The 24,493-nt window shown below is 69.8% G+C and carries 24 protein-coding genes and 1 tRNA gene; 13 read left to right on the forward strand and 12 right to left on the reverse strand.

Going from position 1 to position 24,493, the window contains the following annotated elements:
* Positions 1-32: 32 nt before the first annotated feature.
* Complete coding sequence (locus tag ACOFKS_RS10130) at positions 33-704, forward strand: 50S ribosomal protein L25/general stress protein Ctc (RefSeq protein WP_419809115.1); 672 nt, start codon at positions 33-35, stop codon at positions 702-704.
* Positions 705-833: 129 nt separating this feature from the next.
* Positions 834-1,412: an aminoacyl-tRNA hydrolase gene (pth, locus tag ACOFKS_RS10135; protein ID WP_419809116.1), complete on the forward strand. Its 579-nt coding sequence runs from the start codon at positions 834-836 to the stop codon at positions 1,410-1,412.
* Positions 1,413-1,441: 29 nt separating this feature from the next.
* Here the strand turns inward: pth and ACOFKS_RS10140 are convergent, their stop codons facing one another.
* A complete protein-coding gene (locus ACOFKS_RS10140; RefSeq protein ID WP_419809117.1) occupies positions 1,442-2,122 on the reverse strand; it encodes a phosphatase PAP2 family protein in 681 nt (226 codons plus the stop codon).
* 50 nt (positions 2,123-2,172) lie between these two features.
* Between ACOFKS_RS10140 and trmB the strand changes: the two genes are divergently transcribed.
* Both trmB and ACOFKS_RS10150 read left to right on the forward strand, forming a co-directional pair.
* Complete coding sequence (gene trmB, locus ACOFKS_RS10145; RefSeq protein WP_419809118.1) at positions 2,173-2,868, forward strand: tRNA (guanosine(46)-N7)-methyltransferase TrmB; 696 nt, start codon at positions 2,173-2,175, stop codon at positions 2,866-2,868.
* A 67-nt stretch (positions 2,869-2,935) separates the two neighbouring features.
* Positions 2,936-4,056, forward strand: a protein-coding gene (locus tag ACOFKS_RS10150; protein WP_419807427.1) for an IS3 family transposase whose coding sequence is annotated in 2 segments (ribosomal slippage) — positions 2,936-3,185 and positions 3,185-4,056 — 1,122 coding nt in all. Because the reading frame shifts where the segments join, the coding sequence is not laid out codon by codon here.
* A gap of 207 nt (positions 4,057-4,263) precedes the next feature.
* Here the strand turns inward: ACOFKS_RS10150 and ACOFKS_RS10155 are convergent.
* Positions 4,264-4,339 (reverse strand) — tRNA-Thr (locus ACOFKS_RS10155).
* Positions 4,340-4,479: 140 nt separating this feature from the next.
* Between ACOFKS_RS10155 and ACOFKS_RS10160 the strand changes: the two genes are divergently transcribed.
* Together ACOFKS_RS10160 and ACOFKS_RS10165 are read left to right on the forward strand one after the other, a co-directional pair.
* On the forward strand, positions 4,480-5,739 hold the full coding sequence (locus tag ACOFKS_RS10160) for a hypothetical protein (protein WP_419809119.1): 1,260 nt from the start codon (positions 4,480-4,482) through the stop codon (positions 5,737-5,739).
* Positions 5,740-5,805: 66 nt separating this feature from the next.
* Complete coding sequence (locus ACOFKS_RS10165) at positions 5,806-10,401, forward strand: NAD-glutamate dehydrogenase (RefSeq protein WP_419809120.1); 4,596 nt, start codon at positions 5,806-5,808, stop codon at positions 10,399-10,401.
* A 66-nt stretch (positions 10,402-10,467) separates the two neighbouring features.
* Here the strand turns inward: ACOFKS_RS10165 and ACOFKS_RS10170 are convergent, their stop codons facing one another.
* The 10 genes from ACOFKS_RS10170 to ACOFKS_RS10215 form a co-directional block, all read right to left on the reverse strand.
* Positions 10,468-11,601 carry a PepSY-associated TM helix domain-containing protein gene (locus ACOFKS_RS10170; protein ID WP_419809121.1) on the reverse strand — a complete coding sequence of 378 codons (1,134 nt, stop codon included), beginning with the start codon at positions 11,599-11,601 and terminating at the stop codon, positions 10,468-10,470.
* Positions 11,602-11,609: 8 nt separating this feature from the next.
* Positions 11,610-12,272, reverse strand: a complete 663-nt coding sequence (locus ACOFKS_RS10175) for a Fe2+-dependent dioxygenase (RefSeq protein WP_419809293.1) — start codon at positions 12,270-12,272, stop codon at positions 11,610-11,612.
* A 14-nt stretch (positions 12,273-12,286) separates the two neighbouring features.
* On the reverse strand, positions 12,287-13,000 hold the full coding sequence (locus ACOFKS_RS10180; protein ID WP_419809122.1) for a tetratricopeptide repeat protein: 714 nt from the start codon (positions 12,998-13,000) through the stop codon (positions 12,287-12,289).
* A gap of 2 nt (positions 13,001-13,002) precedes the next feature.
* Positions 13,003-15,501, reverse strand: coding sequence for a TonB-dependent receptor (locus tag ACOFKS_RS10185; protein ID WP_419809123.1), 2,499 nt, complete (start codon positions 15,499-15,501; stop codon positions 13,003-13,005).
* A 48-nt stretch (positions 15,502-15,549) separates the two neighbouring features.
* A complete protein-coding gene (locus ACOFKS_RS10190; protein ID WP_419809124.1) occupies positions 15,550-15,801 on the reverse strand; it encodes a ribbon-helix-helix domain-containing protein in 252 nt (83 codons plus the stop codon).
* 250 nt (positions 15,802-16,051) lie between these two features.
* Positions 16,052-17,881, reverse strand: coding sequence for a cobaltochelatase subunit CobT (gene cobT, locus ACOFKS_RS10195; RefSeq protein WP_419809125.1), 1,830 nt, complete (start codon positions 17,879-17,881; stop codon positions 16,052-16,054).
* Positions 17,881-18,270: a type II toxin-antitoxin system VapC family toxin gene (locus tag ACOFKS_RS10200; RefSeq protein ID WP_419809126.1), complete on the reverse strand. Its 390-nt coding sequence runs from the start codon at positions 18,268-18,270 to the stop codon at positions 17,881-17,883. Before ACOFKS_RS10200 ends, cobT begins: the two co-directional genes overlap by 1 nt.
* Positions 18,267-18,548 (reverse strand): type II toxin-antitoxin system Phd/YefM family antitoxin, encoded by a 282-nt coding sequence (locus ACOFKS_RS10205; protein WP_419809127.1) that lies wholly within the window; start codon positions 18,546-18,548, stop codon positions 18,267-18,269. The genes ACOFKS_RS10200 and ACOFKS_RS10205 overlap by 4 nt, the downstream gene beginning before the upstream one ends.
* Positions 18,549-18,595: 47 nt before the next feature.
* Positions 18,596-19,600: a cobaltochelatase subunit CobS gene (cobS, locus tag ACOFKS_RS10210; protein WP_419809128.1), complete on the reverse strand. Its 1,005-nt coding sequence runs from the start codon at positions 19,598-19,600 to the stop codon at positions 18,596-18,598.
* A gap of 57 nt (positions 19,601-19,657) precedes the next feature.
* Positions 19,658-20,344 (reverse strand): winged helix-turn-helix transcriptional regulator, encoded by a 687-nt coding sequence (locus tag ACOFKS_RS10215; RefSeq protein WP_419809129.1) that lies wholly within the window; start codon positions 20,342-20,344, stop codon positions 19,658-19,660.
* Between the two features lie 65 nt (positions 20,345-20,409).
* Here ACOFKS_RS10215 and ACOFKS_RS10220 point away from each other — a divergent pair, with 65 nt between their 5' ends.
* From ACOFKS_RS10220 to ACOFKS_RS10250, 7 genes are read left to right on the forward strand one after another with little or no spacing between them, the layout of a single operon-like run.
* On the forward strand, positions 20,410-20,841 hold the full coding sequence (locus ACOFKS_RS10220; protein WP_419809130.1) for a VOC family protein: 432 nt from the start codon (positions 20,410-20,412) through the stop codon (positions 20,839-20,841).
* A 26-nt stretch (positions 20,842-20,867) separates the two neighbouring features.
* Positions 20,868-21,524, forward strand: coding sequence for a glutathione S-transferase family protein (locus tag ACOFKS_RS10225; protein ID WP_419809131.1), 657 nt, complete (start codon positions 20,868-20,870; stop codon positions 21,522-21,524).
* Positions 21,525-21,547: 23 nt separating this feature from the next.
* Positions 21,548-21,901 carry a DUF1428 domain-containing protein gene (locus ACOFKS_RS10230; RefSeq protein WP_419809132.1) on the forward strand — a complete coding sequence of 118 codons (354 nt, stop codon included), beginning with the start codon at positions 21,548-21,550 and terminating at the stop codon, positions 21,899-21,901.
* A gap of 11 nt (positions 21,902-21,912) precedes the next feature.
* On the forward strand, positions 21,913-22,695 hold the full coding sequence (locus ACOFKS_RS10235; RefSeq protein WP_419809133.1) for a VOC family protein: 783 nt from the start codon (positions 21,913-21,915) through the stop codon (positions 22,693-22,695).
* Positions 22,692-23,177: a VOC family protein gene (locus ACOFKS_RS10240; protein ID WP_419809134.1), complete on the forward strand. Its 486-nt coding sequence runs from the start codon at positions 22,692-22,694 to the stop codon at positions 23,175-23,177. The genes ACOFKS_RS10235 and ACOFKS_RS10240 overlap by 4 nt, the downstream gene beginning before the upstream one ends.
* Entirely contained in the window at positions 23,170-23,835 is a 666-nt protein-coding gene (locus ACOFKS_RS10245; protein ID WP_419809135.1) for a dihydrofolate reductase family protein, read from the forward strand. The genes ACOFKS_RS10240 and ACOFKS_RS10245 overlap by 8 nt, the downstream gene beginning before the upstream one ends.
* Complete coding sequence (locus ACOFKS_RS10250) at positions 23,829-24,488, forward strand: glutathione S-transferase family protein (protein WP_419809294.1); 660 nt, start codon at positions 23,829-23,831, stop codon at positions 24,486-24,488. The genes ACOFKS_RS10245 and ACOFKS_RS10250 overlap by 7 nt, the downstream gene beginning before the upstream one ends.
* Positions 24,489-24,493 lie beyond the last annotated feature (5 nt).

Consider the following 24,493-nt stretch of genomic DNA (forward strand, 5'->3'; position numbering starts at 1 on the left):
CGGAAAACACACTCGCACCCAAAGGAACTGCAATGAGCGACCAGTTGACGCTCGCAGCCGAGGCACGCGAGCGGGTTGGCAAGGGAGCCTCCCGCCTGCTGCGCCGTCAAGGCCGCGTCCCCGCCGTGATCTACGGCCAGAATCAGACCCCGACCGCCGTCCATCTGGAGGAAAAGGCGCTCGTCCGCGCGCTCGGCACCGGGCACTTCATGAACACGGTCGTGACCGTCGGCGGCGTCCGCACGCTGCCCAAGGACGTCGCCTTCGACGTCGTCACCGACCGTCCGCTCCATGTCGACTTCCTCCGCATCGGCGAGCACACCACCGTCACCGTCGCGGTGCCGGTCGTGTTCGCGGATCAGGACGAGTCCGAGGGCCTGGCGGCCGGCGGCGTGCTGAACGTCACGCATCACGAGCTGTCGCTGACGGTCGATGCCGCCGACATCCCGAGCGAGCTGACCGTGAGCCTGAAGGGCCGCGTCGTGGGCGATGCGATCCACGTCTCCGACCTGTCGCTGCCGGCCGGCGCCGTGGCCGTGCTCGACGCCGACGAGGCGATCGCGACGATCGTGCCGCCGACCGTGCCGACCGCCGCCGACGATGCCGCTGACGCCGAGGTCGCCGAGGCGCAGGCCGCCGAGTCAGAAGAGGCCGCCGAAGCCGAAGCTGCGGCTGAGGGCGACGAGGACACGACCGAGAGCTGAGTTGTTGCCCTCTCCCTCGCTCGGGGGAGAGCGCCGGGAGAGGGGCAGTTCCGGGCGGTGCCGCTGGTGGCGGCCCCTCTCCTTCCGGCGCTTACGCGCCTCCCTCTCCTCTACAGGGGAGAGGATTGCATGCAGATCTGGGCGGGCCTCGGCAATCCGGGGCCGCAATATGCGATGCACCGGCACAATGTCGGGTTCATGGCGGTCGATGCGATCGCCGCGCTGCACGACTTCGGGCCGGTCAGGAAGCAGTTCGCGGGCTGGACGCAGGAAGGCCGCGTCGGCGCACACAAGGTGCTGCTGCTCAAGCCCGCGACCTTCATGAACGAAAGCGGCCAGTCGCTGAGCGCGGCGCTGCGCTTCTACAAGCTGGAACCCGACGCGCTGACCGTGTTCTACGACGAGCTCGATCTGGCGCCGTTCAAGGTCAGGGTGCGCGTCGGCGGCGGCGCGGCGGGGCACAACGGCATTCGTTCGACGGTCCAGCATCTGGGAGCGGACTTTCGCCGCGTGCGGCTGGGCATCGGCCATCCGGGGCACAAGGACCGGGTAACGGGCCATGTGCTCGGCGGCTTCGCGAAGGTGGAGATCGACTCGCTGACCGACATGCTGGGCGCGGTCGCGGCGGAGGCCGGGTGGCTGGCGGACGGGGACGACGTCCGCTTCATGAACGACGTGGCATTACGGCTGCAGCCGGCCCGCGACTAGCGGGGAACGGAACGGACTATCGCGCCGCTTCAGTCGGGCTGCGACGTCGCGACGGCCGGTGCCAGCTTGTCATCGAACCAGTCGAAGGCCGTCCCGACCACCGCCTCCGCCGCCCAGCCGATCGCGGCACCGGCGACGATGTCCGACAGATAGTGGTTGCCGGTCGGCGCCTGCCCCGCCGCGATCGCGACGGTGGCGATCGTCGCGGGGATCGCAGAGCCGTCGATCTCGTGCGCGGCGGCGCGCGCTACCGCGACCGCACCGGCGGTGTGGCCGGACGGGAAGCTCTTCTCCTCGTGGCCGCCGCGATCGCCCTTCTCGAAGCGGTGGCCGTGCGCTAGCGCCTCGCTGGGGCGGGTGCGATCGAACTGGTGCTTGATCGCGAGCTTCGCGCCGGTCGCGAGCAGGTGCGAGGCGAGCATCCGCACGCCGCCGCGCATTAAGTCGCCGCGCCGCGTCAGCAAGCCCACCAGCAACGTCCCCGCCGACGCGACGATCAGCGGCGGCTGGTCGCCCGCCTCGATCAGCGTGGCGAAGAGCTTCATCGCCGGGCGGTCGCGGAACCGCGCACTGGCGTGGGTAACCTGCCGATCGGCGCGCGCGACCTTGGTGCCGCCCTTCTTGACCGCCTTCACCGCCGCCGTGGCGGGCTTGCCGACCTGCGCCGCCTTGGTCTTCACCGCCGACTTTCGTGTTCTGGTCTCGCTCATCGCACCCGAACGGGTGGCGGGGCCGATGGGTCCGGGGCTAAGGCGGCGCGATGGACGAGCCCGCGATCCCGCCCGAACATTCCGGCCGCCGCCTGTATGGCCGCAGCAAGGGCCACAAGCTGCGCCAAGGGCAGGCGGCGCTGATCGACGCGATGCTGCCGGCCGTAAGCGTGCCAGAGGCGGGGCCGCTGGACGCCGTGACGCTGTTCGGAACTGGCATGCCGCTGGAGCTGGAGATCGGCTTCGGTGGTGGCGAGCATCTGGCGGCGCAGGCGGCGGCGCGGCCGGACACGGGGTTCATCGGCTGCGAACCGTTCCTCAACGGCGTCGTGCAGGCGCTGGGGCATCTGCGCGACGGGGGTCTGGGCAACGTCCGGCTGCACATGGGCGACGCGCGCGACGTGATCGATCGGCTGCCCGACGCGAGCCTGGATCGCGTCTACCTGCTCCACCCCGATCCCTGGCCCAAGGCGCGGCATGCCAAGCGGCGGATGGTCAATCACGGCTCGCTGGACGCGATCGCGGCGAAGCTGAAATCCGGTGGCGAGTTCCGGCTGGGCACCGACGACCCGACCTATTGCCGCTGGGCGATGATGGTGATGGGGCAGCGCCGCGACTTTCGCTGGACCGCCGACAGCGCGCGCGATTTCCTGGAACGGCCGGAGGACTGGCCGGAAACCCGCTACGAACGCAAGGCGCGGCGGCACGGGCATGAGGTGTGGTACTTCCGCTACGCGCGAATCTAGGCCAACGGTGACCTGCTCCCCGGAAATCATGCCATTGGTAAGTTAGCTCGTCAGATGGAGACGAGCGATGCGGCGAAGCCGATTTACCGAGGATCAGATCATTGGCGTGCTGCGCGAGCACGAGGCTGGCGTGAAGACGGCGGACCTGTGCCGCAAGCACGGGATCAGCGATGCGACGTTCTACAATTGGAAGTCGAAGTACGGCGGGCTGACGGTGTCCGACGCGGCGCGGTTGCGGGCGCTCGAGGATGAGAACCGACGCCTGAAGAAGCTGCTGGCGGAGTCGATGCTGGACGTGTCGGCGCTTAAGGATCTGCTGGGAAAAAACTGACCCGGTCTGCAGAGCGCTATGCTGCGGTGGAGAAGCTGATGGCCGATCACGGCTTCTCCGAGCGTCGCGCCTGCAGGCTGATCGGGGTCAATCGGTCGGCATGGCAATATGAGCCGCTTCGCGGGAAGGACGATGCTGTCCGCGAGCGGATGCGTGAGATCGCGAACGAGCGTCGTCGGTTCGGCTACCGGCGGCTGGCGATCCTGCTGCAGCGTGAGGGCAAGGGCATGAACCTGAAGAAGGTGTATCGGCTGTATCGCGAGGAGCGGCTGACGATACGCAAGCGTGGCGGGCGCAAGCGCGCGCTGGGCACGCGGGCGCCGATGGCAATCCCGCAGGAGCCCAACCAGCGCTGGTCGCTCGACTTCGTATCGGATGCATTGGCCTGCGGCCGGCGGTTCCGCTTGCTCAACGTCATCGACGATTACAGCCGGGAATGCCTGGCCTGCATCGTCGATACGTCGCTGTCCGGTCGGCGGGTCGTTCGTGAGCTGAGCGCTATCGCCGAACGTCGCGGGCTGCCGTGCATGGTGGTCAGCGACAATGGCACCGAGCTGACCAGTCACGCCGTTCTTGCCTGGTGCCAGGATACCGGGGTCGACTGGCATTACATCGCGCCGGGCAAGCCGCAGCAGAACGGCTTCGTCGAAAGCTTTAATGGTCGCTTGCGCGACGAGTGCCTGAACGAGCACCTGTTCCCATCGCTGGCCGCGGCAAGACGGATCATCGAGGCATGGCGGACGGACTACAACACCGTGCGTCCGCACAGCAGCCTTGGCGGGTTGGCACCCGCCGAGTTCACCAACTGCCCCCGCCAGGGGCATATGGACACTGAAGCTAAGTTATCAGCGGCCTGAAAACGGGGAGCAGGTCACCGCTACTCTCCGGGACGCAGACTTCATGCCGCCGGCACCCGGCGCTGATGATGCAAGGCCCGCACTGGCGCCCAGCCCAGCGCCGCGCCCATCTGAAGGTGCCCCATGTAGGACCCACCCAGCTTCCCACGCCGCGCCGCTTTGGCCTTAGTCGCCGCCGCATCCCTTGTGTAAGTGTCATAAAGAAGGTGGTGCCGCCTACAGGACTCGAACCTGTGACCCCCGCATTACGAATGCGATGCTCTACCAGCTGAGCTAAGGCGGCCGGCCGGGGCGCGCCCGGTCAGGTCGGGATGCGATAGCAGCGGTGCCGCAGGCTTTCAACCCGTCGGCAGTGCTCACATCCTTTACGCGGTCTTTACCATGTCGGGTCCACACCGCCGTCGGGCACCACCCAGGCCAAAGATGAAGGCACCCGGCACGATGGACATGCGAGCGCTAGACGACATGGAGGTCGATGCCCCCCTGTCGGTGGAAACCACGGACGACGGCGCCGACGAAGGCGTCGCCGACCAGATGTTCGATCTCGGCGGCGACGAACGGCGGATGCACGTCCGCGCCTACAATCACTGGGTGTCGCTGCTGAAGGGGCGGCCCTATCCGGCGATCGACGATCTGGAACCGTCGAACATCGCCGATTTCGGCCCGCACAGCGTGCTGCTCGACTTCACCCACGGCCTCGACGACCCGCGGATCGCCTGGCTCGGCGCGACGTTGCGACAGGAATGCGGGCTGGAGGGGTCGCCGGAGCGCGTCGCCGACGTGCCCAGCCGCTCGCTGCTGTCGCGGCTGACCGACCATTATCTCCAGATCATCGCCAACCGCGCGCCGATCGGGTTCGAGGCGGAGTTCGTCGGCACGCGCGGCAAGCCGACGCTGTATCGCGGCATCCTGATGCCCTTCTCGTCCGACGGCGATCGTATCGACTTCATCTACGGCGTCATCAACTGGAAGGAGCTGGTCGACGCCGCGACCAAGGCGGGTCTGGAGGCCGAACTCGCCGCCGCCCGCGTGGTGCCGGAGCCGGTCGCGGCCGACATCCCGGTCTGGGCTGACGGCCCCGCCGCGGATCATGCCGCGACGATCGGCACGCTGGCCGACCAGCTCGCCATGGCGCGCGAGTCCGCCGCCGCCGTCCGCGCCACCGACACCCGCAGCCGCGCCGCGCTGTATCGCGCGCTCGGCCGCGCCCACGACTTCGTGCTCGCCGCCGCCGACGATCCCGATGGCTTCGCCACGCTGCTCGCCGAGTCCTGCATCAAGGCACAGGCGCGCGCGCCGATGACGCCGGTGGTGAAGCTGGTCTTCGGTGCCGACTACGACAAGACGCGGCTGACCGAGTTCGCCGCCGTCCTCGACAACGCCCGCCGCAGCGACGTCGGCGCGGGTGCCCTGCCGCAGTTCCTGGAGCTGCACCGCGGCGGGATCAAGGCGGTGGTCGCCGCCGAGCGCGCCGCACGCCGGCCCGCGCCCACGGTCGATCTCTACGAACAGGCGCGAGCCGAGCTGCGTGCCCGCCCCGTCCTGGCGCAGCTTGCGCTGCCCATCGCCGGCGACGGCGAGTTCGTCGTGCTGCTCGCCCGGCGCGAGGGCGATGGCGTAAGCGTGGTGGCGCAGATCGAGGGTGGGTTCGTCCAGCAGGCGGTTCGCAAGGCCGCCGCCTGACCGGGCCGGCGATGTTGCACCGCCACAAGGGTTGAGCCCCCAAACCGCCGGGCGCATAGGTCCGCCATGGCCGACCTTTCCCCTCCCCCGTCCCTCGCCGACGACCTCGCCGCCCGCCTGACGCGCGGCGCGCTGCCCGGCGAGCTGGCCGGTTTCGAACCGGCGCAGGTGGCGGAGGCCGCGCGCTTCGTCGCCGCCACCGCCGCGCGCCGCGTGCCGGGCGAGGCGGCGTTGCAGCTGGAGCCGATCCAGAGCGGCGAGGACACGCGCCGCCGGATGCGGCTCGCGATCGTCAACGACGACATGCCCTTCCTGGTCGACTCGATCGCCGCCGCGATCGGCGAGGCGGGGCTGGCGGTCGACCGGATCATCCATCCCGTGATCCGCGCCCACCGCACCGCCGACGGCACGCTGGAGGCGGTCGGGGGCGCCGGCCAGCCCGAATCGATGATCTATATCGAGCTGGAACGCGCCGATGCGAAGGAGCGCCGCGACCTGCTCCAGCACCTGACGTCGGTGCTCGCCGACGTCCGCGCGGCGGTCGACGACTGGCCCCGGCTGCAGCGCGCGGTCGCCGCCGACGAGGCGTCGCTGCCGACCGGCGAGGGCGCGGCGCTGTTGCAATGGTTCCTCGATGGGCGACTGACGCTGCTCGGGCATCAGCGCTGGCATGCGGACGGGGCACCGGGAGAGGCGCTCGGCATCGCGCGCAACGAGCACCCGACCCCGATCCTCGCCGAATATTCGCGCAATCTCGCGATCCGCTGGTTCGAGGCGGGCGGCGAGGCGCCACTGCTGCTCAAGTCGTCGCTGATCTCCCCCGTCCACCGCGCGACGCCGCTCGATCTGGTACTGGTCCCGGTCCGCTCCGACGATCGCGTCACCGGCCTGTCGATCCATGCCGGCCTGTGGACGTCGGCCGCGCTCGCCACCGCGCCCGCCGCGGTGCCCGTGCTCCGCACCCGCCTCGCCGCGCTGGAGGCGAAGCTGGGCTTCGATCCCAAGGGTCATACCGGCAAGGCGCTGACCCACGCGCTCGCCGCGCTGCCGCACGACCTCGCCACCGCATTCGAACCCGAACAGCTGGAGGCGCTGACGCTCACCGCCATGTCGCTCGCCGACCGGCCGCGTCCAGCGCTGGTGCTGGTCCGCTCGGCGCTGGGCCGGCATCTGTTCGCGTTCTGCTGGCTGCCGCGCGACGAGCTGACGACCGCGCGCCGCGTCGCGATCGGCGAGATGATCGCCGAGGCGGCGAACGGCCCCGTGCTCAACTGGTCGATCGCCATGGAGGATTCCGCGCTGGCGCTGATCCGCTACACGATCGATCTGCGCAACGACGGTCGCGTCCCGGACACGGCGGCGTTGCAGACGCGGCTGGAGCGGATGGTACGCGGCTGGGCACCGGCGGTGGAGGCGGCGTTGTCCGCGCGCGTCGGCCCCGCCCGCGCCGCGCGCCTGACGCTGCGCCACGCCAACTGCTTCCCGCAGGGTTACCGCAACGCGGTGTCCGCCGACGAGGCCGCCGCCGACGTGATCCGGCTGGCGACGCTGGAGAACGCCGGCACTCGCTCGGTCCGCCTCTCCACCGACGCGACCACGACGCGGCTGCGGATCTATCGTCAGGGCGGCGCGCTGGCGCTGTCGGACGCGGTGCCGGTGCTGGAAAACTTCGGTTTCCGCGTCATCGAGGAGATCCCGACCGCGCTGACCGATGAGGCGCGCTCCTACGTCCACGAATTCCTGGTCGAGGCCGACGCCCCGCTGACCGGCGAACAGCAAATCCTTGAGGATGCGATCGCCGCCGTGCTCGAAGGACGCAGCGAGAACGACCAGTTCAACCGCCTGATCGTCGACGCGGGTCTCGCACCGCAAGCGGTGCTGCTGTTCCGCGCCTGGTTCCGCTATCTGCGTCAGGCGGGGCTGCCCTATGGCCTGTCCACCGTCGTCGACGCGCTGCGCCGCGCCCCCGGCGTCGCCACCGCGCTGATCGCGCGCTTCGCCGCCGCGCACGGTCCCGACGGCGGCGACACGACGGGCACCGACGCGACGATCGAGATCGGCCTGAATCAGGTCGCCGCGATCGACGACGACCGCATTCTGCGTGCCTACCGCGCGCTCGTCACCGCGTGCCTGCGGACCAACGCCTTCGCTCCCGCCGGGCAGGAGGCGCTCGCGTTCAAGCTCGACAGCCACCTCATCCCCGGCCTGCCCGCGCCGGTGCCGTGGCGCGAGGTATGGGTCTATTCGCCCCGCGTCGAGGGCATCCACCTGCGCGCCGGACCCGTCGCGCGCGGTGGCCTGCGCTGGTCCGACCGGCGCGACGATTTCCGCGTCGAGGTGCTGGGGCTGATGAAGGCGCAGCGCGTCAAGAACGCGGTGATCGTACCGACCGGCGCCAAGGGCGGCTTCTATCCCAAACAGCTGCCCCCGGTGACCAGCCGCGACGCCTGGCTGGCGGAGGGGACGGAGAGCTATCGCATCTTCATCCGCGCGCTGCTGTCGATCACCGACAACATCGTCGACGGCGCGGTCGTCCACCCCGACGGCATCCGCATCCACGACGGCGACGACCCCTATTTCGTCGTCGCCGCGGACAAGGGCACCGCGACCTTCAGCGACGTCGCCAACGCGCTGGCGCTGGAGCGCGGCTTCTGGCTGGGCGACGCTTTCGCATCGGGCGGCAGCGTCGGCTACGACCACAAGGCGATGGGCATCACCGCCAAGGGCGCGTGGATCTCCGTCCAGCGCCACTTCGCCGAGGCCGGCATCGACGTGCAGACCGACCCCATCACCGTCGTCGGCTGCGGCGACATGTCGGGCGACGTGTTCGGCAACGGCATGCTCTTATCCAAGGCGATCAGGCTGGTTGCGGCGTTCGACCACCGCCACATCTTCCTCGATCCCGATCCCGATCCGGCGACGAGCTGGACCGAGCGGGCGCGGATGTTCGCGCTGCCGCGTTCCTCCTGGGCCGACTACAGCGCCCCCGTCTCGGCGGGCGGCGGCGTCCACAGCCGCGCCGCCAAGTCGATCCACGTCACGCCCGAAGCCGCCGCCTCGCTCGGCATCCTGCCCGGTGAAATGGAGCCGACGCAGCTGATCGCCGCGATCCTGAAGGCGCCCGCCGACCTGCTCTGGTTCGGCGGCATCGGCACTTATGTGAAGGCGGCGGCGGAGAACAACGTCGCGGTCGGCGATCCCGCCAACGACCGCCTGCGCGTCGATGCGGAGGAACTGCGCGTCCGCGCGATCGGCGAGGGCGCGAACCTGGGCGTCACGCAGGCGGCGCGGATCGCCTTTGCGAGCAAGGGCGGCCGGATCAACACCGACTTCATCGACAATTCGGCGGGCGTCGACTGCTCGGACAACGAGGTCAACATCAAGATCGCGCTCAACCGCGAGATGGCCGAGGGGCGGCTGGCCGAGGCCGACCGCAACACGCTGCTCGCGTCGATGACCGACGACGTCGCGCATCTGGTGCTGGAGGACAACCGCCTCCAGACGCTGGCCCTGTCGGTCATGCAATCGGACGGCGCCACCACCGTGCCGAGCTATGTCCGCGCGATCGAGATCTTCGAAGCGTCGGGCCGCCTCGACCGCCGTGTCGAGGGGCTCGGCCCCAACGAGGAGCTGTTGCGGCGCGGGCAGGAGGGGCGCGGGCTGACCCGCCCCGAGCTGGCGGTGCTGCTCGCCACCGCCAAGCTGGCGTTGCAGGACGCGATCGAGGTCGCGGCGCTCGGCGACCAGCCCGAACTGCTCCCCGACCTCCACGCCGCCTTCCCGCGCGCGATGCAGGAACGGTTCGGCGCCGCGATCGACGCACATCGCCTGCGCCGCGAGATCGTCGCGACCAAGCTCGCCAACCGCCTCGTCAACCGGATGGGCGTACTCTACCCGTTCGAGCTGGCCGAGGAGGAGGGCGCCGCGCTGGGCGACATCGCGACGATGTTCGTCGTCGCCGAGCGGCTGTTCGGGCTCGACGCGCTATGGGCGGCGATCGAGACCACGCCGATGCCCGAGGCGGCGCGGCTCGCGCTGTTCGACGAGGTCGCGGCGGCGACGCGCTCGCATATCGCCGACCTGCTCCGCGCGACGGGCGCCGGCGCGCAGATCGGGCCGGTGCTGGCCCGGCTGACGCGCGGCATCGCGACGCTGGACAGCGCCACCGAGGCGCTGTTGCTGGAGGAGGGCCGCGCGCAGAGCGACGGCATCGCCCGCGAGCTGGAGGCCGCCGGTGCCCCCGCCGACCTCGCGGCGCGGGTGGTGCGGCTGTTCGAGATCGACGGCGCGGTCGGGCTCGCCGATCTGGGCGAGCGGCTCGGGCTCGATGAGACGGTGCTGACCCGCGCCTTCACCGCGCTCGGCCAGGCACTGGGCCTCGACTGGGCACAGGCGACCGCCGCGCGGATCGCATCGAGCGACCCGTGGGAGCGCCTGCTCCTCGCCGGCCTCGCGCGCGACTTTCAGCAGCTGCGGCTCCAGTTCCTCGCCACTGGCCGCGCGGCGGACCCGCAAACAACGGTCGACACCTGGCTCGCCGCGAACACGGCGCGCGTCCAGCAGTTCAAGGCCGTCGTCGACCGCGCCCGCCACGCCGCGCAGCCCAACGCGGCGATGCTGGCGCAGATCGCCGGCCAGGCGCGGGTGTTACTCGGCCGCTGATCCTCCCCGCCTGCGGGGAGGTGGCGCGCGGTCCCTTCGGTCACCTCACCGTTCCGGCGGAGGAGCTCAGGCCGCCCGCGCCCGCTGCCGCGCCGCCAGCTGCGCCTTCCACCCGCGCGCACGCCACCACATGACGATGCCCGTCACCGCCAGCATCGCCGGGATCAGCCCGCCCAGGAACACGATCGCCGCCCAGACCGTCCCGCCGATCTCGCCCTCGTGCAGCTGGCGCATGAAGCGGCCGACGCCGCCCTGCCCGCCCATCGCCGGCGCGACCGCCGCGACGCCGTCGTCGTCCGCCACCGACACCGTTACGGGCGCGCCGCGCTGCGGGCGCAGCTGGACGCTCCAGTCGGGCTTCTTCTCGGTCGGCCAGGTCACCTGCCGCACCGTGCCTGCCGTCAACGCCCGCGCGCGATCGATCGCCGCCCCGGCGGACAGGCGCGCCGCCTCCACGGGCCGCGCGCGTGCCTGCGCCATCCGGTCGGGCCCGCGCGGCCGCCCTTCGCCGACCAGCCCGCCGAAGAACTGCGGAAAGCTGATCCACGCGCCCGTCAGCGACAGCACGAACAACGGCAGCGCGATCCAGAAACCGAAGGTCTGATGCAGGTTGGTGTCGACATTACGATGCCGCCCCCACCGCAATCCCCGCTTCAGCGACCCCACCGTCGGCCACCACAGCCACAGCCCGGTGAACGCCGACACCATCATCGCCACCCCGATCCAGCCGACGATCGACCGCCCCCAGCCGCCGGGAATCTGCAACGAGCCGTGCAGCACGTGGAAGAACCGCACCAGCCCACCGCCGCTCGCCGCCACCTCCAGCACCCGCGCGGTCGGCGGATCGAGATAGACCACCGTCCGCTGCGGTGGGCCGGCACGCGGCGGGCCGGCCGCCTCGCCCGGCTTGGGTGCGGGGGACAGCGCCACGGTCACCGCCCCGCCCTCGTCCGGATAGCTCAGCTGCGCGATCCGCTCGCCCGGCCGGCTGCGCGCCTGCGCGGCGGCGACGTAGCGGTCCGGCGTCAGCAGCGCCTCGCCGCTGGTCGCATAGCGCTGCGGGTTCACCGCGCGGTCCAGCGCGTGGCCATAGACCAGCGCCGCGCCCGACACGCATAGCGGCAGGATCGCGATCGCCAGGATCAGGCCGATCCACTTGTGGACCGAAAACCAGGTCCGCCGCCACTTCACCTTGGTCATCCGTCTTCCTACAGCTCGGCCCAGCGCCGCAGCAGATTGTGATACACGCCGGTCAGCTTGACCACCGCCGGATCGCCCGCGCCCAGCGCGCCTGCCGCCGCCTGCACGCCCTCGTCCAGCTCGAACAGCATCCGGCGCGCGCCGTCGTCGCGCACCATCGACTGGACCCAGAAGAAACTCGCGACCCGCGTCCCCCGCGTCACCGGCTCGACCCGGTGCAGGCTGGACGCCGGATAGATCACCAGGTCGCCCGCCGGCAGCTTGACGCGGTTTTCGCCGAACTGCCCCTCCACCACCAGCTCGCCGCCGTCATAGCTGTCGGGGTCGGCTAGGAACAGCGTCGCGGACAGGTCGCTCCTGATCCGGAAGTCGCTGCCGCGCCGGATGCGGATCGCCGCGTCGACATGGGTGTCAAAGGTCTGCCCCGCACCATAACGATTGAACAGCGGCGGAAACACCTTCAGCGGCAGCGCCGCCGCGACGAACAGCGGCGACGCCGCCAGCGCATCGAGCACCAGCGCGCCAGCCGCGTTCGCCGCGTCGGAGTCCTCGGGCAATTGCTCGTTGCGCTTGGCGAGTGCCGACTGATGCCCCGACGTCGCGTTACCGTCCGCCCACGGCCCCGCGTCGATCAGCGCGCGCACCCGCGCCACTCCCGCCTGATCGAGCAGCCCGGATACGACCGTCAACACCGGTCGAGCACCGCCACCCCGCGCAGCCGCAGCTCCGCATCACCCTGCCCCGCCAGCCAGTCGCGCAGCTGTTCGCGAAAGCGCGGCGTGCCCAGCATCGCCGCCTTGCCGATCCACGCCAGCGCCTCGCGCACCCGGCCCTTGCCGACCAGCATCCGCGCATGGTTGAAACAGCCCCGAAAATCGCCGCCATGCGCGGCGCGCGCATAGCATTGCGTCGCGGCGAGCAGGTCGACCGGCGTCGCCCAGCCGTCCTCGTGGAACGAGCCGACGAAGTTCTCCGCCTTCGCAAACCCCCGCGCCGCCGCCCTGCGGAGCCAGGCGAGCGCCGCCGACTTGTCCTCCGCCGCACCGCGCCCCAGCGCCAGCTGCGTCGCGTAATTGTACATCGCTTCCGTCGAGCCGCGCTCGGCGGCGACGCGATAGCATTCGGCCGCGCGCGCCGCATCGGGCGTCACGCCCCACCCCAGCTCATAGCAGCGCCCGACCATGTTGAGCGCCGGCAGATACTCCTGCGCCGCCGCGCGCATGAACCAACCGAAGCCCGCACGCGCGTCGGCGGGCAGCTCGGTGCCGTCGAGCAGCATCTGCCCCAGCACCGCCTGCGCCTCCGCCAGCCCGCTCTCCGCCGCATCGCGGATCAGCGCGACCCGCGCCGGCCCGGCCAGCGCCTCGCGCGCCGCCGCCGGCGACATGGTCGCCCACACGCTCAAAACTTCAGCCCCACCGTCCCGAACACCGTCCGCCCCGGCGCGATGGCGGCATAGTGCGCGGTATAGGCTTGGGTGAAATACACCTTGTCGGTCAGGTTCTGCGCGTTGACGCTCAACTCCACGCGATCGTTGATCGTATAGCTGGCGCGGGCGTCGAAGCGCCAATAGCCGGGGATCGTCCGGTACAGCACCTTGGTCGCCGGGTTGACCGTCACCACGCCGGCCGCGGTCTGCGTCGCGCTGCGGTTGTCCGAGTAACCCCCGAACACGCGGCTGGTATAAAGCGCCGAGCCGCCGATCTGGAAGGCACGGAACAGCGTCACGTTGGTGGTCGCGGTAAAGCTGTCCCGCGCGGTCTGCGTCGCCTGCTTGCCGGTGTTGACCGATGGCACCAGCACCACCTGCGCCAGCTGCGTGCCGACCGCCGGCGCGGTCAGCGCGGTGAAGCCGCCGTCGACGATCGTCGGATCGAGGTGCGTATAGCCGCCGAACACCGTCCAGCCGGGCAGGATCGTGCCGTTCGCGTTCAGCTCGATCCCGCGGATGCGTCGTTCGCCGATGAACGCGACGGTGTTGTTCTCGCCGGTGACGCGCGCATTGTCGGTCTTGGTCTGGAACGCCGCCAGCCCCAGCTGGAGCCGGCTGCCGAACAGACTCGCCTTGGCGCCGACCTCATAGGTCTTGCTCTTCTCGACCTTGAGCGAGTCGAGCAGCAGCAGGTTCGCCGCCGTGCCGGTGGTCGGGAGCGCATTGGCCTCCTGGCCCTCGCCGAGCAGGCTGTTCGGCGGCGTCGCTGCGGTGGCATAGCTCGCATAGACCGACGTGTCGGCGGTCGGCTTGACGATCAGGCCCGCCTGCCAGTTGAACAGCTCGTCCGTCCGGGTCAGCCGCGTCGTGTTGGGCGTGGTGAACGTGCCCGCCGGCCGGATGGTCGACGAGAAGCGGTCGTACCGGGCGCCGAGGTTCAGGATCACCGCCGGCACGATGGTGATCGAATCGAACGCGTACAGCGCGCGGGTGTTGCCGTCGTTCTGCGTCTCCTCGCTCGGCAGCGTGCGGACGATCGGGGACGGCACGGTCGAGGTATCGCTGGCGTAGTTCACCCAGGGGTCGGACGGGTTGGGGGCGAACAGGCTGGTGCAATAGTAGCGCGCCACCGTCGTCGTGTTGCAGCGCGGACTGATCGTCGAACCCTGCGACAGGATCTCGGTGCCGCCCGCGTTCAGGTAACCGCGGGTGACGAAGGTGCCGCGCCGCGCCTTTTCCCACGCCAGCTCGGTGCCGAGCGAAAAGCTGTGCTCGATCCCGCCGGTGCGGAACGTGCCGAACAGATCGGTCTGGTTGATGATGCTCTCGACATAGCCGTACCGCGTATTCGCGCGTCGCCAGACATAGCCGCCGCTGGTCAGGTTGGCGCCCGTGTTGACCGCGGTGGTGCCATAGACGTTGCCCTGCTGATCGTCGGGCTGCGTATAGATATAGGCTTGCGAGCTGTGCGTGTAGCGCGCGGTGTTACGCAGCGTGACGCCGCCGAAATCGTGCTCCGCGCGGATCGTCGCCTGGTCGACCGTCGCATCGCGGAAATCGCGCGACCGCAGCCCGTAGAAGGTGGAGCGATCGACGAATCCGGTCGCACCGCCCGCGGTCGTCACCCGCCCGAGCGCCGGCGGCGAATAGATGACGCCGGTGCCGGGCGCGTTGCCGATCGTGTAGATATAGGGGATGCCGCTGTCGGGCAGCTCGTGGCTTTCCAGATGGTAATAGCTCGCGGTCAGCCGCGTCGGGCCGCCCAGGCCGATCGTCACCGACGGCGCCACGCCCCAGCGGCGCGCGTTGACCGCGTCGCGGCCGGCGACGTCCTGATCGTGCCACACGCCCTGCACCCGGAACGCGACGTTCGGGGCGACCTGCAGGTTCAGGTCCGCCGACACGCGCTTGTAGTCCGCCTCGCCATAGCTGGCATAGACGCTGCCGAAGTCGCCGACGCGGGGCAGGCGCGAAATGATGTTGATCGTGCCGCCCGCCGAGCCGCGTCCGCCCAGCGTCGAGTCCGACCCGCGCACGATCTGGACCTGATCGATCGCGAACACCTCGCGCGTCTGTGCGCCGAGATCCCGGACGCCGTCGACATAGATCGAGCCCTGCGAATCGAAGCCGCGGATGAAGGGCCGGTCGCCGATCGGGTTACCGCCCTCCGCCGCGCCGAAGGTGATGCCCGGCACGGTGCGGAGCGCGTCCTGGAGGCTGTTGGAGCCGGTCTGCTGAATCACCTCGGCGGGGAGCACGACGATCGATCGCGGCGTGTTGACCAGCGGCGCGACGGCCTTGGGACCATCGCTCTCCTGCACGCGATCGCCGTTGACGACGACGTCGCCGGGCCGCTGCTGATCCTCCGGCGCGGCAACGTCGGTCGGATCGGTGGCGGCCAGCGCGGGCGCGGTGGTGAAGGCGCCGACACACGATAGCGCCAGAAACGAAACGGTCTTGGTGGTCACGAACAATCCCCTTGTCGGGAGGCTCGCTAATGAGAGTCGTTCGCAGCGTCAACCTTGTTGCGAATGATTGTCACTCTCTTGCAACAGCCAGCTCCGCAACGCCGAGGCTAGATTGGGCGCCGTCGCTTGCGCCGCCCGCCGCGCGTCGATCTCGGCGACCAGCGCCGACAGCGGCACGCATCGTCGTTCCGCTGCCGCCTCCAGCGCCGCCCAGAACACCGGCTCAAGGCTGATCGACGTCGCATGCCCGGCGATCGTGATCGAGCGCTTCACGGGGCCGACGAAGGGGGTGGGCGTCATGCCGCGTGCCTACGCCCTCCGCCGGGCCGATCAAGCGCGACGAAACGCCTGTCCTACAGGGCTGCGGTCTCGTTAGATCCGTCGCGCTCCTTCGCATCGCCGGCACCCGAGTCATCGTCCCCGAGAGGCAGGAACGATCGCGCAACGGCGGGTCGTCGGAAAACCCGTTTCGGTGTAACCTTTGCTCACCTTTGGCCGATCGTCGCCCGCGAACGAGGCGGCGTTGCGCCCATCGGCAGCGTCGCTTTCGTCAGCGCGCGTCCGCGTCGAACAGGCTCGCCAGCTGCTCGATGATCGTGCCGCCCAGCTGGTCGGCGTCCATGATCGTCACCGCGCGTTCGTAATAGCGGGTCACGTCGTGGCCGATGCCGATCGCGACCAGCTCGACCGGCGACTTGCCCTCGATCCAGCCGATCACCTGCCGCAAATGCCGCTCCAGATACGAGCCCGAGTTCACGGACAGCGTCGAATCGTCGACCGGGGCGCCGTCGGAGATGACCATCAGGATGCGTCGCTCCTCCGGCCGCGCCAGCAGCCGCGCGTGCGCCCACAACAGCGCCTCGCCGTCGATATTCTCCTTGAGCAGCCCCTCGCGCATCATCAGGCCCAGATTGGCGCGGGCGCGCCGCCACGGCTCGTCAGCCTTCTTGTAGACGATGTGGCGGACGTCGTTGAGCCGCCCCGGCTGCGGCGGCCGGCCGGCGGCGAGCCACGTCTCGCGCGCCTGTCCGCCCTTCCAGGCGCGGGTCGTAAAGCCCAGGATCTCGGTCTTGACCCCGCACCGCTCCAGCGTCCGCGCCAGGATGTCCGCGCTGATCGCCGCGATCGAGATCGGGCGCCCGCGCATCGACCCGGAATTGTCGATCAACAACGTCACCACCGTGTCGCGGAAGTCGGTATCGCGCTCGATCTTGTAGGACAGCGACGACCCCGGAGACACGATCACCCGTGCCAGCCGCGCGGCGTCGAGCAGGCCCTCCTCCTGGTCGAAGTCCCACGACCGGTTCTGCTGCGCCATCAGCTTGCGCTGCAACCGGTTGGCGAGCTTCGACACCACCGACTGGAGGTGGACCAGCTGCTGGTCCAGATAGCCGCGCAGCCGGATCAGCTCGTCGGCGTCGCACAGGTCGGTCGCGGCGATCACCTCGTCGAACTGCGTGGTCCACGGCTTGTAGTCGAACTGCGGCGACAGGTCCGCGAAGGGCCGGTTGGGGCGGACCGGCTGCATCCCCTCCTCGCCCTCGTCGCCGGGCTCGCCGTCCATCTCGCCGGGCTGCTGTTCGCCCTGCTCGTCGCCCTCGCCGTCGCCGTCCTCCGCCTCGCGGCTCTCGCCGCGCGCGTCCATCTCGGCCTCGCCCTCGCCGCTCTGCTCCTCGCCTTCCTCGCCCTCTTCCTGCTCGGCGTCGCTGGTGCCCTCCTCGTCGGCGCCGCCTTCGTCGGCCTGATCGGGGATCATGTCGCCTTCGATCAACTCCAGCTGTTCGAGCAGGCGCGTGGCGAGCGTCTGGAACGCGCGCTGGTCGTCGATCGCCAGCGCCAGCGCATCCAGGTCGGCGCGCTCCTCCACCCACTCGCGGACCAGCGCCAGCCCCGGCTCGGCCACCGCCGGCGATGGCCGTCCCGTCAGCCGCTCACGCACCAGCAGCGACAGCGCGGTCGACAGCGGCACCTCGGCGCGCGTCCGTGCCCGCGTGATCGGATCGGCGCGCAGCCGGACGTCCAGCGCGGTCTGCAGATTGTCGCCGATGCCCTGATAGCCGCGCGATCCGAGTGCCTCGACCCGCGCGCCCTCGATCGCGTCGAACACCGTCCGCGCCACCGCGTCGTCCGGGCTGCCACGCCCATGCAGCGCCGCATCGTGGTGCTTGAGCCTGAGCGCAAAGCCATCGGCGAACCCACGCGCCTCCGCCACCTGATCGGCCGGCAACTGCCGCGCCGGCATCGGCACCTTCAGATGCTTGCCCGACTGCACCGGCGCGTCGGCGGTAAAGGCCAGCTCCACCTCCGGCTCGTCCGCGATCGCGCGCGCCGTGCCGGCGAGCACGGCCTTGAAGCGGTCGAGAGGGGTGTCGGCTGCCATTACCAGACCACCTTGCAGCCGAAGTCCGCGATCGCCCTGTCGCGGGTCACCACCGTCAACTCCTCGTCCAAGGCCTGTGCTGCGATCAGGCGATCGAACGGATCTCGATGCGCCCCATCCAGCGTCCCTGCTCGCACCGCATGCGCGCCGGTGATCAGCAACTCCGTAAAGTCGTTTCGCGCCATCAGCGGCGCAAAGCTGAGCCGCGGATCGCCGAGGTCGGGCAGCTTTCCCAGCCGCCACTTCAGGCTGATCTCGAACGCGGACGCCGCGCTCACCGCGAAGCGTTCGTCCGATTCCTCCAACAGCGCACGCGCATCGGCGCCGAGCTTGGGCAGATCGGTCCACCACCACAGCGCCGTGTGTGTGTCGAGCAAATAGCCGCTCACAAGCCGTGCTTTTCCAGCCGTTCGCCTTCCCACAACGCCAGCTCTTCCTCCGGCATCGGATCGAACCACACGGAGTCGGGAATATCGCCGGCGAGCGGCCAGCCCCCCGGCCGCCGCTTTACCTTGGTCGGCAGCGCATAGGGGACGAGCCGTACCCATGGCACGCCCGCCTTCGCGACGACGATCTCCTCGCCGGCATGGGCGCGATCGACCAGCCGGGAGAACTGCGTCTTGGCCTCGTGCACGTTGAACGTCTTCTGCGGGTCGGCCTCGGCCATGCTCGCCTCCATCAAGGTGGACTAACTACCCTGGTCCACCCCCGGCCTCAAGCCTTCCCCACCACGCTCTCCGGCAGGTCCTTGCCGAACACGCGCTGGTAGTATTCCGCCACCAGCGGCCGCTCCGCCTCGTCGCACTTGTTGAGGAAGGACAGGCGGAACGCGAAGCCGACGTCGCCGAAGATCAGCGCGTTCTGCGCCCAGGTGATGACGGTGCGCGGGCTCATCACGGTGGAGATGTCGCCGTTGACGAAGCCCTTGCGGGTCAGGTCGGCGACGCGGACCATCGCGTCCACTTCCTTCTTGCCGCCGGCATGATCGTACTCGCCCGACTTGGCGAGGACGATCTGCGCCTCGACCGCGGCGGGCAGGTAGTTGAGCGTGACGACCACGTTCCAGCGGTCCATCTGCCCCTGGTTGATCTGCTGCGTGCCGTGATACAGCCCGCTCGTATCGCCCAGCCCGACCGTGTTGGCGGTCGCGAACAGGCGGAACCAGGGGTTGGGCCGGATCACGCGGTTCTGGTCGAGCAGCGTCAGCTTGCCCTCGGTCTCCAGCACGCGCTGGATCACGAACATCACGTCGGGCCGTCCCGCGTCGTATTCGTCGAACACCAGCGCGGTCGGCGTCTGCAACGCCCACGGCAACAGCCCCTCGCGGAATTCGGTCACCTGCTGCCCGTCACGCAGCACGATCGCGTCGCGGCCGACCAGGTCGATGCGGCTGATATGCGCGTCGAGGTTGATGCGGATGCACGGCCAGTTCAGCCGCGCCGCGACCTGTTCGATATGCGTCGACTTGCCGGTGCCGTGATAGCCCTGCACCATCACGCGGCGGTTGTGCGCGAAGCCCGCCAGCACCGCCAGCGTCGTGTCCGCATCGAAGACATAGGCCGGGTCGAGGTCCGGGACGCGCTCGTCCGCCTCGCTGAAGGCGGGCACCTTCATGTCGACGTCCAGCCCGAACAGCTCGCGCACGCTGACGGTCCGGTCGGGCGCGTCGAGGATCGTCGACTCGCGGCTGTCGGGTTGGGTGTTGGAGATGTCGGTCATCGAAACGGGCCTGGGAAAAAGCGTTGGCCCTTTCAGTGCGAACGGATGGGGGCCGCGTCAAGCCGCCAGCTTGGCGGGTAACGCGAACAGATCGGCGAAACGTTGCGCCACCGCACCGTCGCCCTCGACGGCGAGCAGCCCTTCGCGGTCGAAGCCCTCCTTGCCGTACAGGCTGCGGCGCAGCGCCATGGTATCGCCGGTGAAGATCACGTCGACGGGCCTGTCGACGCCGCGCCCGATCGCGAGTTCCCCGTCCGCCAGCATCGCCACGAACCCGTCGGTCGGCAGCCGGAACGCGACCGTCGCGCTCAGCGTCCGCGCCTTCACCGGATCGATCAGGGTGCGGAGCGACACCATCGCGGAAGCGGGCGACATGAACAGCATCGGGTCGTGGCGCGGCGACCGCGCCGCCCAGCGGCCGAGCGCGCGGATCGCGGTCTCCGCCTCGCGACCCCAGTCGGTGAGGTCATAGACCTGCACGTTGGCCGGTGACGGCAGCCGACGACGGACGGCGATGCCCGACACGGCCAGTCCGTCCAGCCGTTGCGTCAGCACGTTGGCACTGATGCCGGGGAGGTTGGCCTTGATCTCTCCGAAGCGCCGCGGGCCGAACATCAGCTCGCGCACGACCAGCAGCGACCAGCGCTCGCCGACCAGCTCCATCCCGAGCGCGGTGCCGCAGGCATCGTCGTACCAACGCTTTTCCGTGTCCTTTCCAGCTTCTGTCACTTTTTCTGACTTCATGGTTGTCTTTTATAACCAGTGAGCGCACCAAAGACAAACATTGAGTCGCAAACGGAGTCTTCGCGATGACCAAGTCGATCTTCGTCAACCTGCCGGTCGCGGACGTCGCCACCGCCACCGCTTTCTACACGGCGCTAGGGTTCGAGCGGAACCCGACCTTCTCCGACGACCACAAGGCATCGTCGATGGTGTGGTCGGACGCGATCACCGTGATGCTGCTCCACCGCGACTTCTATGCGACCTTCACCGACAAGGAGATCATCGACGCGCACCGGCAGAGCGGCGCGCTGTTGTGCCTGTCGTTCGACGATCGCGCTACCGTGGACGCCTTTGCGAAAGCGGCGATGGGTGCCGGCGGCAGCGAGCTGCACGGCGCCGAGGATCACGGCTTCATGTACAGCCGCGCGGTCGCCGATCCCGACGGGCATGGCTGGCAGGCGATGACCATGGACATGGCTGCGTTCGAGGCGATGAAGGCCGCGCCGGCGGCCGCCTGAACCCAAGACCCCGAGGGAGAACGCCGATGACCGTGACGATCACCGCCTTCGACTGGGTGCCCGACTTCGCCAAGGGTCAGGTGCGCGACCTGCGGGTACGCTGGGCGCTGGAGGAGGTCAGCCGGCCTTACCACGTGCGCTACCTGTCGCAGGGCGAGCAGAAGGCGCCGCCGCATCGCGCCCTGCAGCCGTTCGGGCAGGTGCCGACGCTGGAGGAGGGCGACCTGAAGCTGTTCGAGTCGGGCGCGATCGTGCTGCATGTCGCCGAGGGGCAAGGCACGCTGCTGCCCGCCGATGCCGGTGGCCGCGCCCGCGCGGTCGAGTGGGTCTTCGCCGCGCTGAACACGGTCGAGCCGCCGATCATGGACCTGTCCTATGTGGACCTGTTCGAGGCCGACAAGCCCTGGTCGAAGCCGCGTCGCCCGGCGGTGGAAGAGCGTATCCGCGGTCGCCTGAAGGAAGTCGCCCGCCGGCTCGGCGACGCCGACTGGCTCGACGGGGACTTCTCGGCCGGCGACCTGATGATGGTCGCGGTGCTCCGCATCATCGAGGACGATCCGCTGCTGGCGGAACACCCGACGCTGGTCGCCTATGTCGCACGCGGCACCGACCGCCCCGCCTTCCGGCGCGCGCTCGCCGCGCAGATGGCCGGGTTCACCGGCACGCCGCCCGCAGGGTGGTAGGAACCAACCCAAGGAGAGAAGCAATGACCTATGTCGACGGGTTCCTCGCCCCGGTCCTCGCGACCTCGGACGAGGAAGCGTACCGCGCCTTTGCCGACAAGGCGGCGCCGATCTTCAGGGAATATGGCGCGACCCGCGTCGTCGAATGCTGGGAAGACGACGTGCCCGACGGCAAGACGACCGACTTTCGCCGCGCCGTGCAGCTGAAGGAGGGCGAGCATGTCGTCTTCTCCTGGGTCGAGTGGCCCGACAAGGCGACGCGCGACGCGGGCATGAAGAAGGTGATGGACGACCCGCGCATGAACCCCGGCGACCCGATGCCGTTCGACGGGCCACGCATGATCTATGGCGGGTTCCGCGCGATCGTCGATCGATAGGAGAGGCTGACATGGCAAATCCCCCTGGCACCCCGATCTGGTACGAGCTGCTGACCGACGACGTCGATGCAGCGAAGCAATTCTATGGCGAGATCGTCGGCTGGACCACGATCGTCCATCCGTCGCCCGGCGGCACGCCCTATACCATCTTCAACGTCGGCGAGACGGGCGTCGCCGGGCTCGCGATGCCGCCTGCGACAGCGCCGATGGCACCCGGCTGGCTCGCCTATTTTCATGTCGAGGACGTCGGCGGCAAGCTGACCGAGGTCGAGGCAGCGGGCGGCACCACGCTGATGCCCGCGACCGACCTGCCTAATGTCGGCCGCATCGCGCTGGTCGCCGATCCGCAGGGCGTCCCCTTCTATCTGATGACGCCCGCACCCCCGCCGGGTATGGAGGGGGAGAGCACCAGCTTCTCGCCGGTCCTGCCCGGTCGATGTTCGTGGAACGAGCTCGTCACCGGCGACCAGCAGGCGGCGTTGGCGTTCTATAGCAAGTTGTTCGGCTGGACCTCGACCGAGTCGATGCCGATGGGCGCGATGGGCGACTACACCTTCGTCGACGCCGGCGAGGTGCGGCTGGGCGCGATGATGAACCGCGCCGGTCCCGACCAGCCGCTCAAATGGACCTTCTACTTCCACGTCCCCGACGCCGACGCCGCCGCCGAGCAGGTGAAGACGCTGGGCGGTCAGATCGTGATGGGGCCGATGGACGTACCGGGCGGGCAGCGCATCATCCTGGCGGTCGATCCGCAAGGCGCGTCGGTCGGGTTCGTGTCGGGAGAGCGGCAATGAGCAGGAACACGATCTGCCTCTGGTATGACGGCGGCGCGGAGGAAGCGGCGCGCTTCTATGCCGGCGTCTTCCCCGACAGCGAGGTGACCGCGGTCCACCGCGCGCCCGGCGACTATCCCGCCGGCAAGGCGGGCGACGTGCTGACCGTCGACTTCACGGTCTGCGGCGTCGCGTGCATGGGCCTCAACGGCGGTTCCTACGCCAGGCACAGCGAGGCGTTCTCGTTCCAGATCGCGACCGACGATCAGGCGGAGACCGACCGCTATTGGGACGCGATCGTCGGCAATGGCGGCACGGAAAGCGAGTGCGGCTGGTGCAAGGACCGCTGGGGCCTGTCGTGGCAGATCACCCCGCGGGTCCTGACCGAGGCAATGGCGGCGGGCGGGGAGGAAGCGCAGCGCGCGTTCGCGGCGATGATGACGATGAAGAAGATCGACGTCGCCGCCATCGCAGCGGCGCGCCGGGGCGACGCGCATGCGTAAGGTCATCGGCAGCGTCTTCCTGACGCTCGACGGGGTGATGCAGGCGCCGGGCGGACCGACCGAGGACCCGACCGGCGGTTTCGGCCATGGCGGCTGGCTGGGCGGCATCTTCGACGAGGAGGCGGGGGCGGCGATCGGCGCCTTTTTCGACCGTCCCTACGACCTGCTGCTCGGGCGGCGCACCTACGACATCTTCGCCGCCTATTGGCCGTATCAGACCGGCGACAACGCGATCATGGGCGACGCCTTCACCGCGGCGGGCAAGCATGTGCTGACCCGTGGCGGTCAGGACCTGCCGTGGGCGAACAGCCATCGCCTGTCGGGGATGGACGACGTCGCCGCGCTGAAGGCGACGGACGGCCCCGACCTGCTGATCCAGGGGTCGAGCACCCTCTACCCGGCGCTGCTCGCGGCGGGGCTGCTGGACCGACTGACGCTGATGAGCTTTCCGCTGGTGCTCGGGCAGGGCAAGCGGCTGTTCGGCGACGGCACCCCGGCCGCCTCGCTGCGCCTCGTCGAGCACCAGGTGACGTCGGGCGGCGCGGTGATCGCGACCTATGAGCCGAACGGCCCGGCCCCGAGCGGCGAGATCGGCCCGCCCGCGACCAGCGACCGCGAGGCGGCACGCCAGCAGGCGATGCGGGAGGGCCGCTGGTGATCGAACTCTTCGCACACCCCTTCTCGTCCTATTGCTGGAAGGTGCTGATCGCGCTGTACGAGAACGCGACGCCGTTCACCTTCCGCACGCTCGGCCCGGATCAGCCCGACAACGACGCCGCCTGGACGCAGGCGTGGCCGCTCCGAAAGATGCCGGTGTTGGTCGATAACGGGCGGGTGGTGGTGGAGACCGACGCGATCGTCGAGCATCTCGACCGCGTCCATCCCGGCCCCGTCCGCCTGCTGCCCGGCGACGCCGCCGCCGCCGTCGAGACGCGGATGATGACCCGCCTGTTCGACGACTATGTAATGGCGCCGATGAACAAGCATGTCGGCGATGCGCTCCGCCCGGCCGACGCACGGGACCCGTTCGGCGTCGCGCAGGCGGCGGGCGAGCTGGATGCGATCTATGCTTGGCTCGACGCGCGGCTGGCGGGGCGGGCGTGGACCGCGGGCGACGATTTCACGCTGGCGGACTGCGCGGCGGCACCGGCGCTGTTCTACGCCGACTGGGTCCGGCCGATCCCAGCCGGGCTAGCGACGCTGCGCGCGCATCGCGCCCGACTGCTCGCCCGACCCTCGGTCGCGCGTTGCGTCGAGGCGGCGCGGCCGTATCGCGGCTTCTTCCCGCTGGGCGCCCCCGACCGCGACTGACCGGC

This window comes from Sphingomonas sp. (genome assembly GCF_965200135.1).
In the GTDB taxonomy this organism is placed as follows: Bacteria; Pseudomonadota; Alphaproteobacteria; order Sphingomonadales; family Sphingomonadaceae; genus Sphingomonas.

Coding starts and splice junctions, on each gene's coding strand:
- trmB (WP_419809118.1), top strand. CDS start 2,173: ATGGACGAGCCCGCGATCCCGCCCGAACATTCCGGCCGCCGCCTGTAT.
- ACOFKS_RS10190 (WP_419809124.1), bottom strand. CDS start 15,801: ATGACGCCCACCCCCTTCGTCGGCCCCGTGAAGCGCTCGATCACGATC.
- ACOFKS_RS10215 (WP_419809129.1), bottom strand. CDS start 20,344: ATGAAGTCAGAAAAAGTGACAGAAGCTGGAAAGGACACGGAAAAGCGT.
- ACOFKS_RS10235 (WP_419809133.1), top strand. CDS start 21,913: ATGGCAAATCCCCCTGGCACCCCGATCTGGTACGAGCTGCTGACCGAC.
- ACOFKS_RS10130 (WP_419809115.1), top strand. CDS start 33: ATGAGCGACCAGTTGACGCTCGCAGCCGAGGCACGCGAGCGGGTTGGC.
- ACOFKS_RS10165 (WP_419809120.1), top strand. CDS start 5,806: ATGGCCGACCTTTCCCCTCCCCCGTCCCTCGCCGACGACCTCGCCGCC.
- ACOFKS_RS10220 (WP_419809130.1), top strand. CDS start 20,410: ATGACCAAGTCGATCTTCGTCAACCTGCCGGTCGCGGACGTCGCCACC.
- cobT (WP_419809125.1), bottom strand. CDS start 17,881: ATGGCAGCCGACACCCCTCTCGACCGCTTCAAGGCCGTGCTCGCCGGC.
- ACOFKS_RS10225 (WP_419809131.1), top strand. CDS start 20,868: ATGACCGTGACGATCACCGCCTTCGACTGGGTGCCCGACTTCGCCAAG.
- ACOFKS_RS10205 (WP_419809127.1), bottom strand. CDS start 18,548: ATGGCCGAGGCCGACCCGCAGAAGACGTTCAACGTGCACGAGGCCAAG.
- ACOFKS_RS10240 (WP_419809134.1), top strand. CDS start 22,692: ATGAGCAGGAACACGATCTGCCTCTGGTATGACGGCGGCGCGGAGGAA.
- ACOFKS_RS10140 (WP_419809117.1), bottom strand. CDS start 2,122: ATGAGCGAGACCAGAACACGAAAGTCGGCGGTGAAGACCAAGGCGGCG.
- cobS (WP_419809128.1), bottom strand. CDS start 19,600: ATGACCGACATCTCCAACACCCAACCCGACAGCCGCGAGTCGACGATC.
- ACOFKS_RS10170 (WP_419809121.1), bottom strand. CDS start 11,601: ATGACCAAGGTGAAGTGGCGGCGGACCTGGTTTTCGGTCCACAAGTGG.
- ACOFKS_RS10230 (WP_419809132.1), top strand. CDS start 21,548: ATGACCTATGTCGACGGGTTCCTCGCCCCGGTCCTCGCGACCTCGGAC.
- pth (WP_419809116.1), top strand. CDS start 834: ATGCAGATCTGGGCGGGCCTCGGCAATCCGGGGCCGCAATATGCGATG.
- ACOFKS_RS10160 (WP_419809119.1), top strand. CDS start 4,480: ATGAAGGCACCCGGCACGATGGACATGCGAGCGCTAGACGACATGGAG.
- ACOFKS_RS10245 (WP_419809135.1), top strand. CDS start 23,170: ATGCGTAAGGTCATCGGCAGCGTCTTCCTGACGCTCGACGGGGTGATG.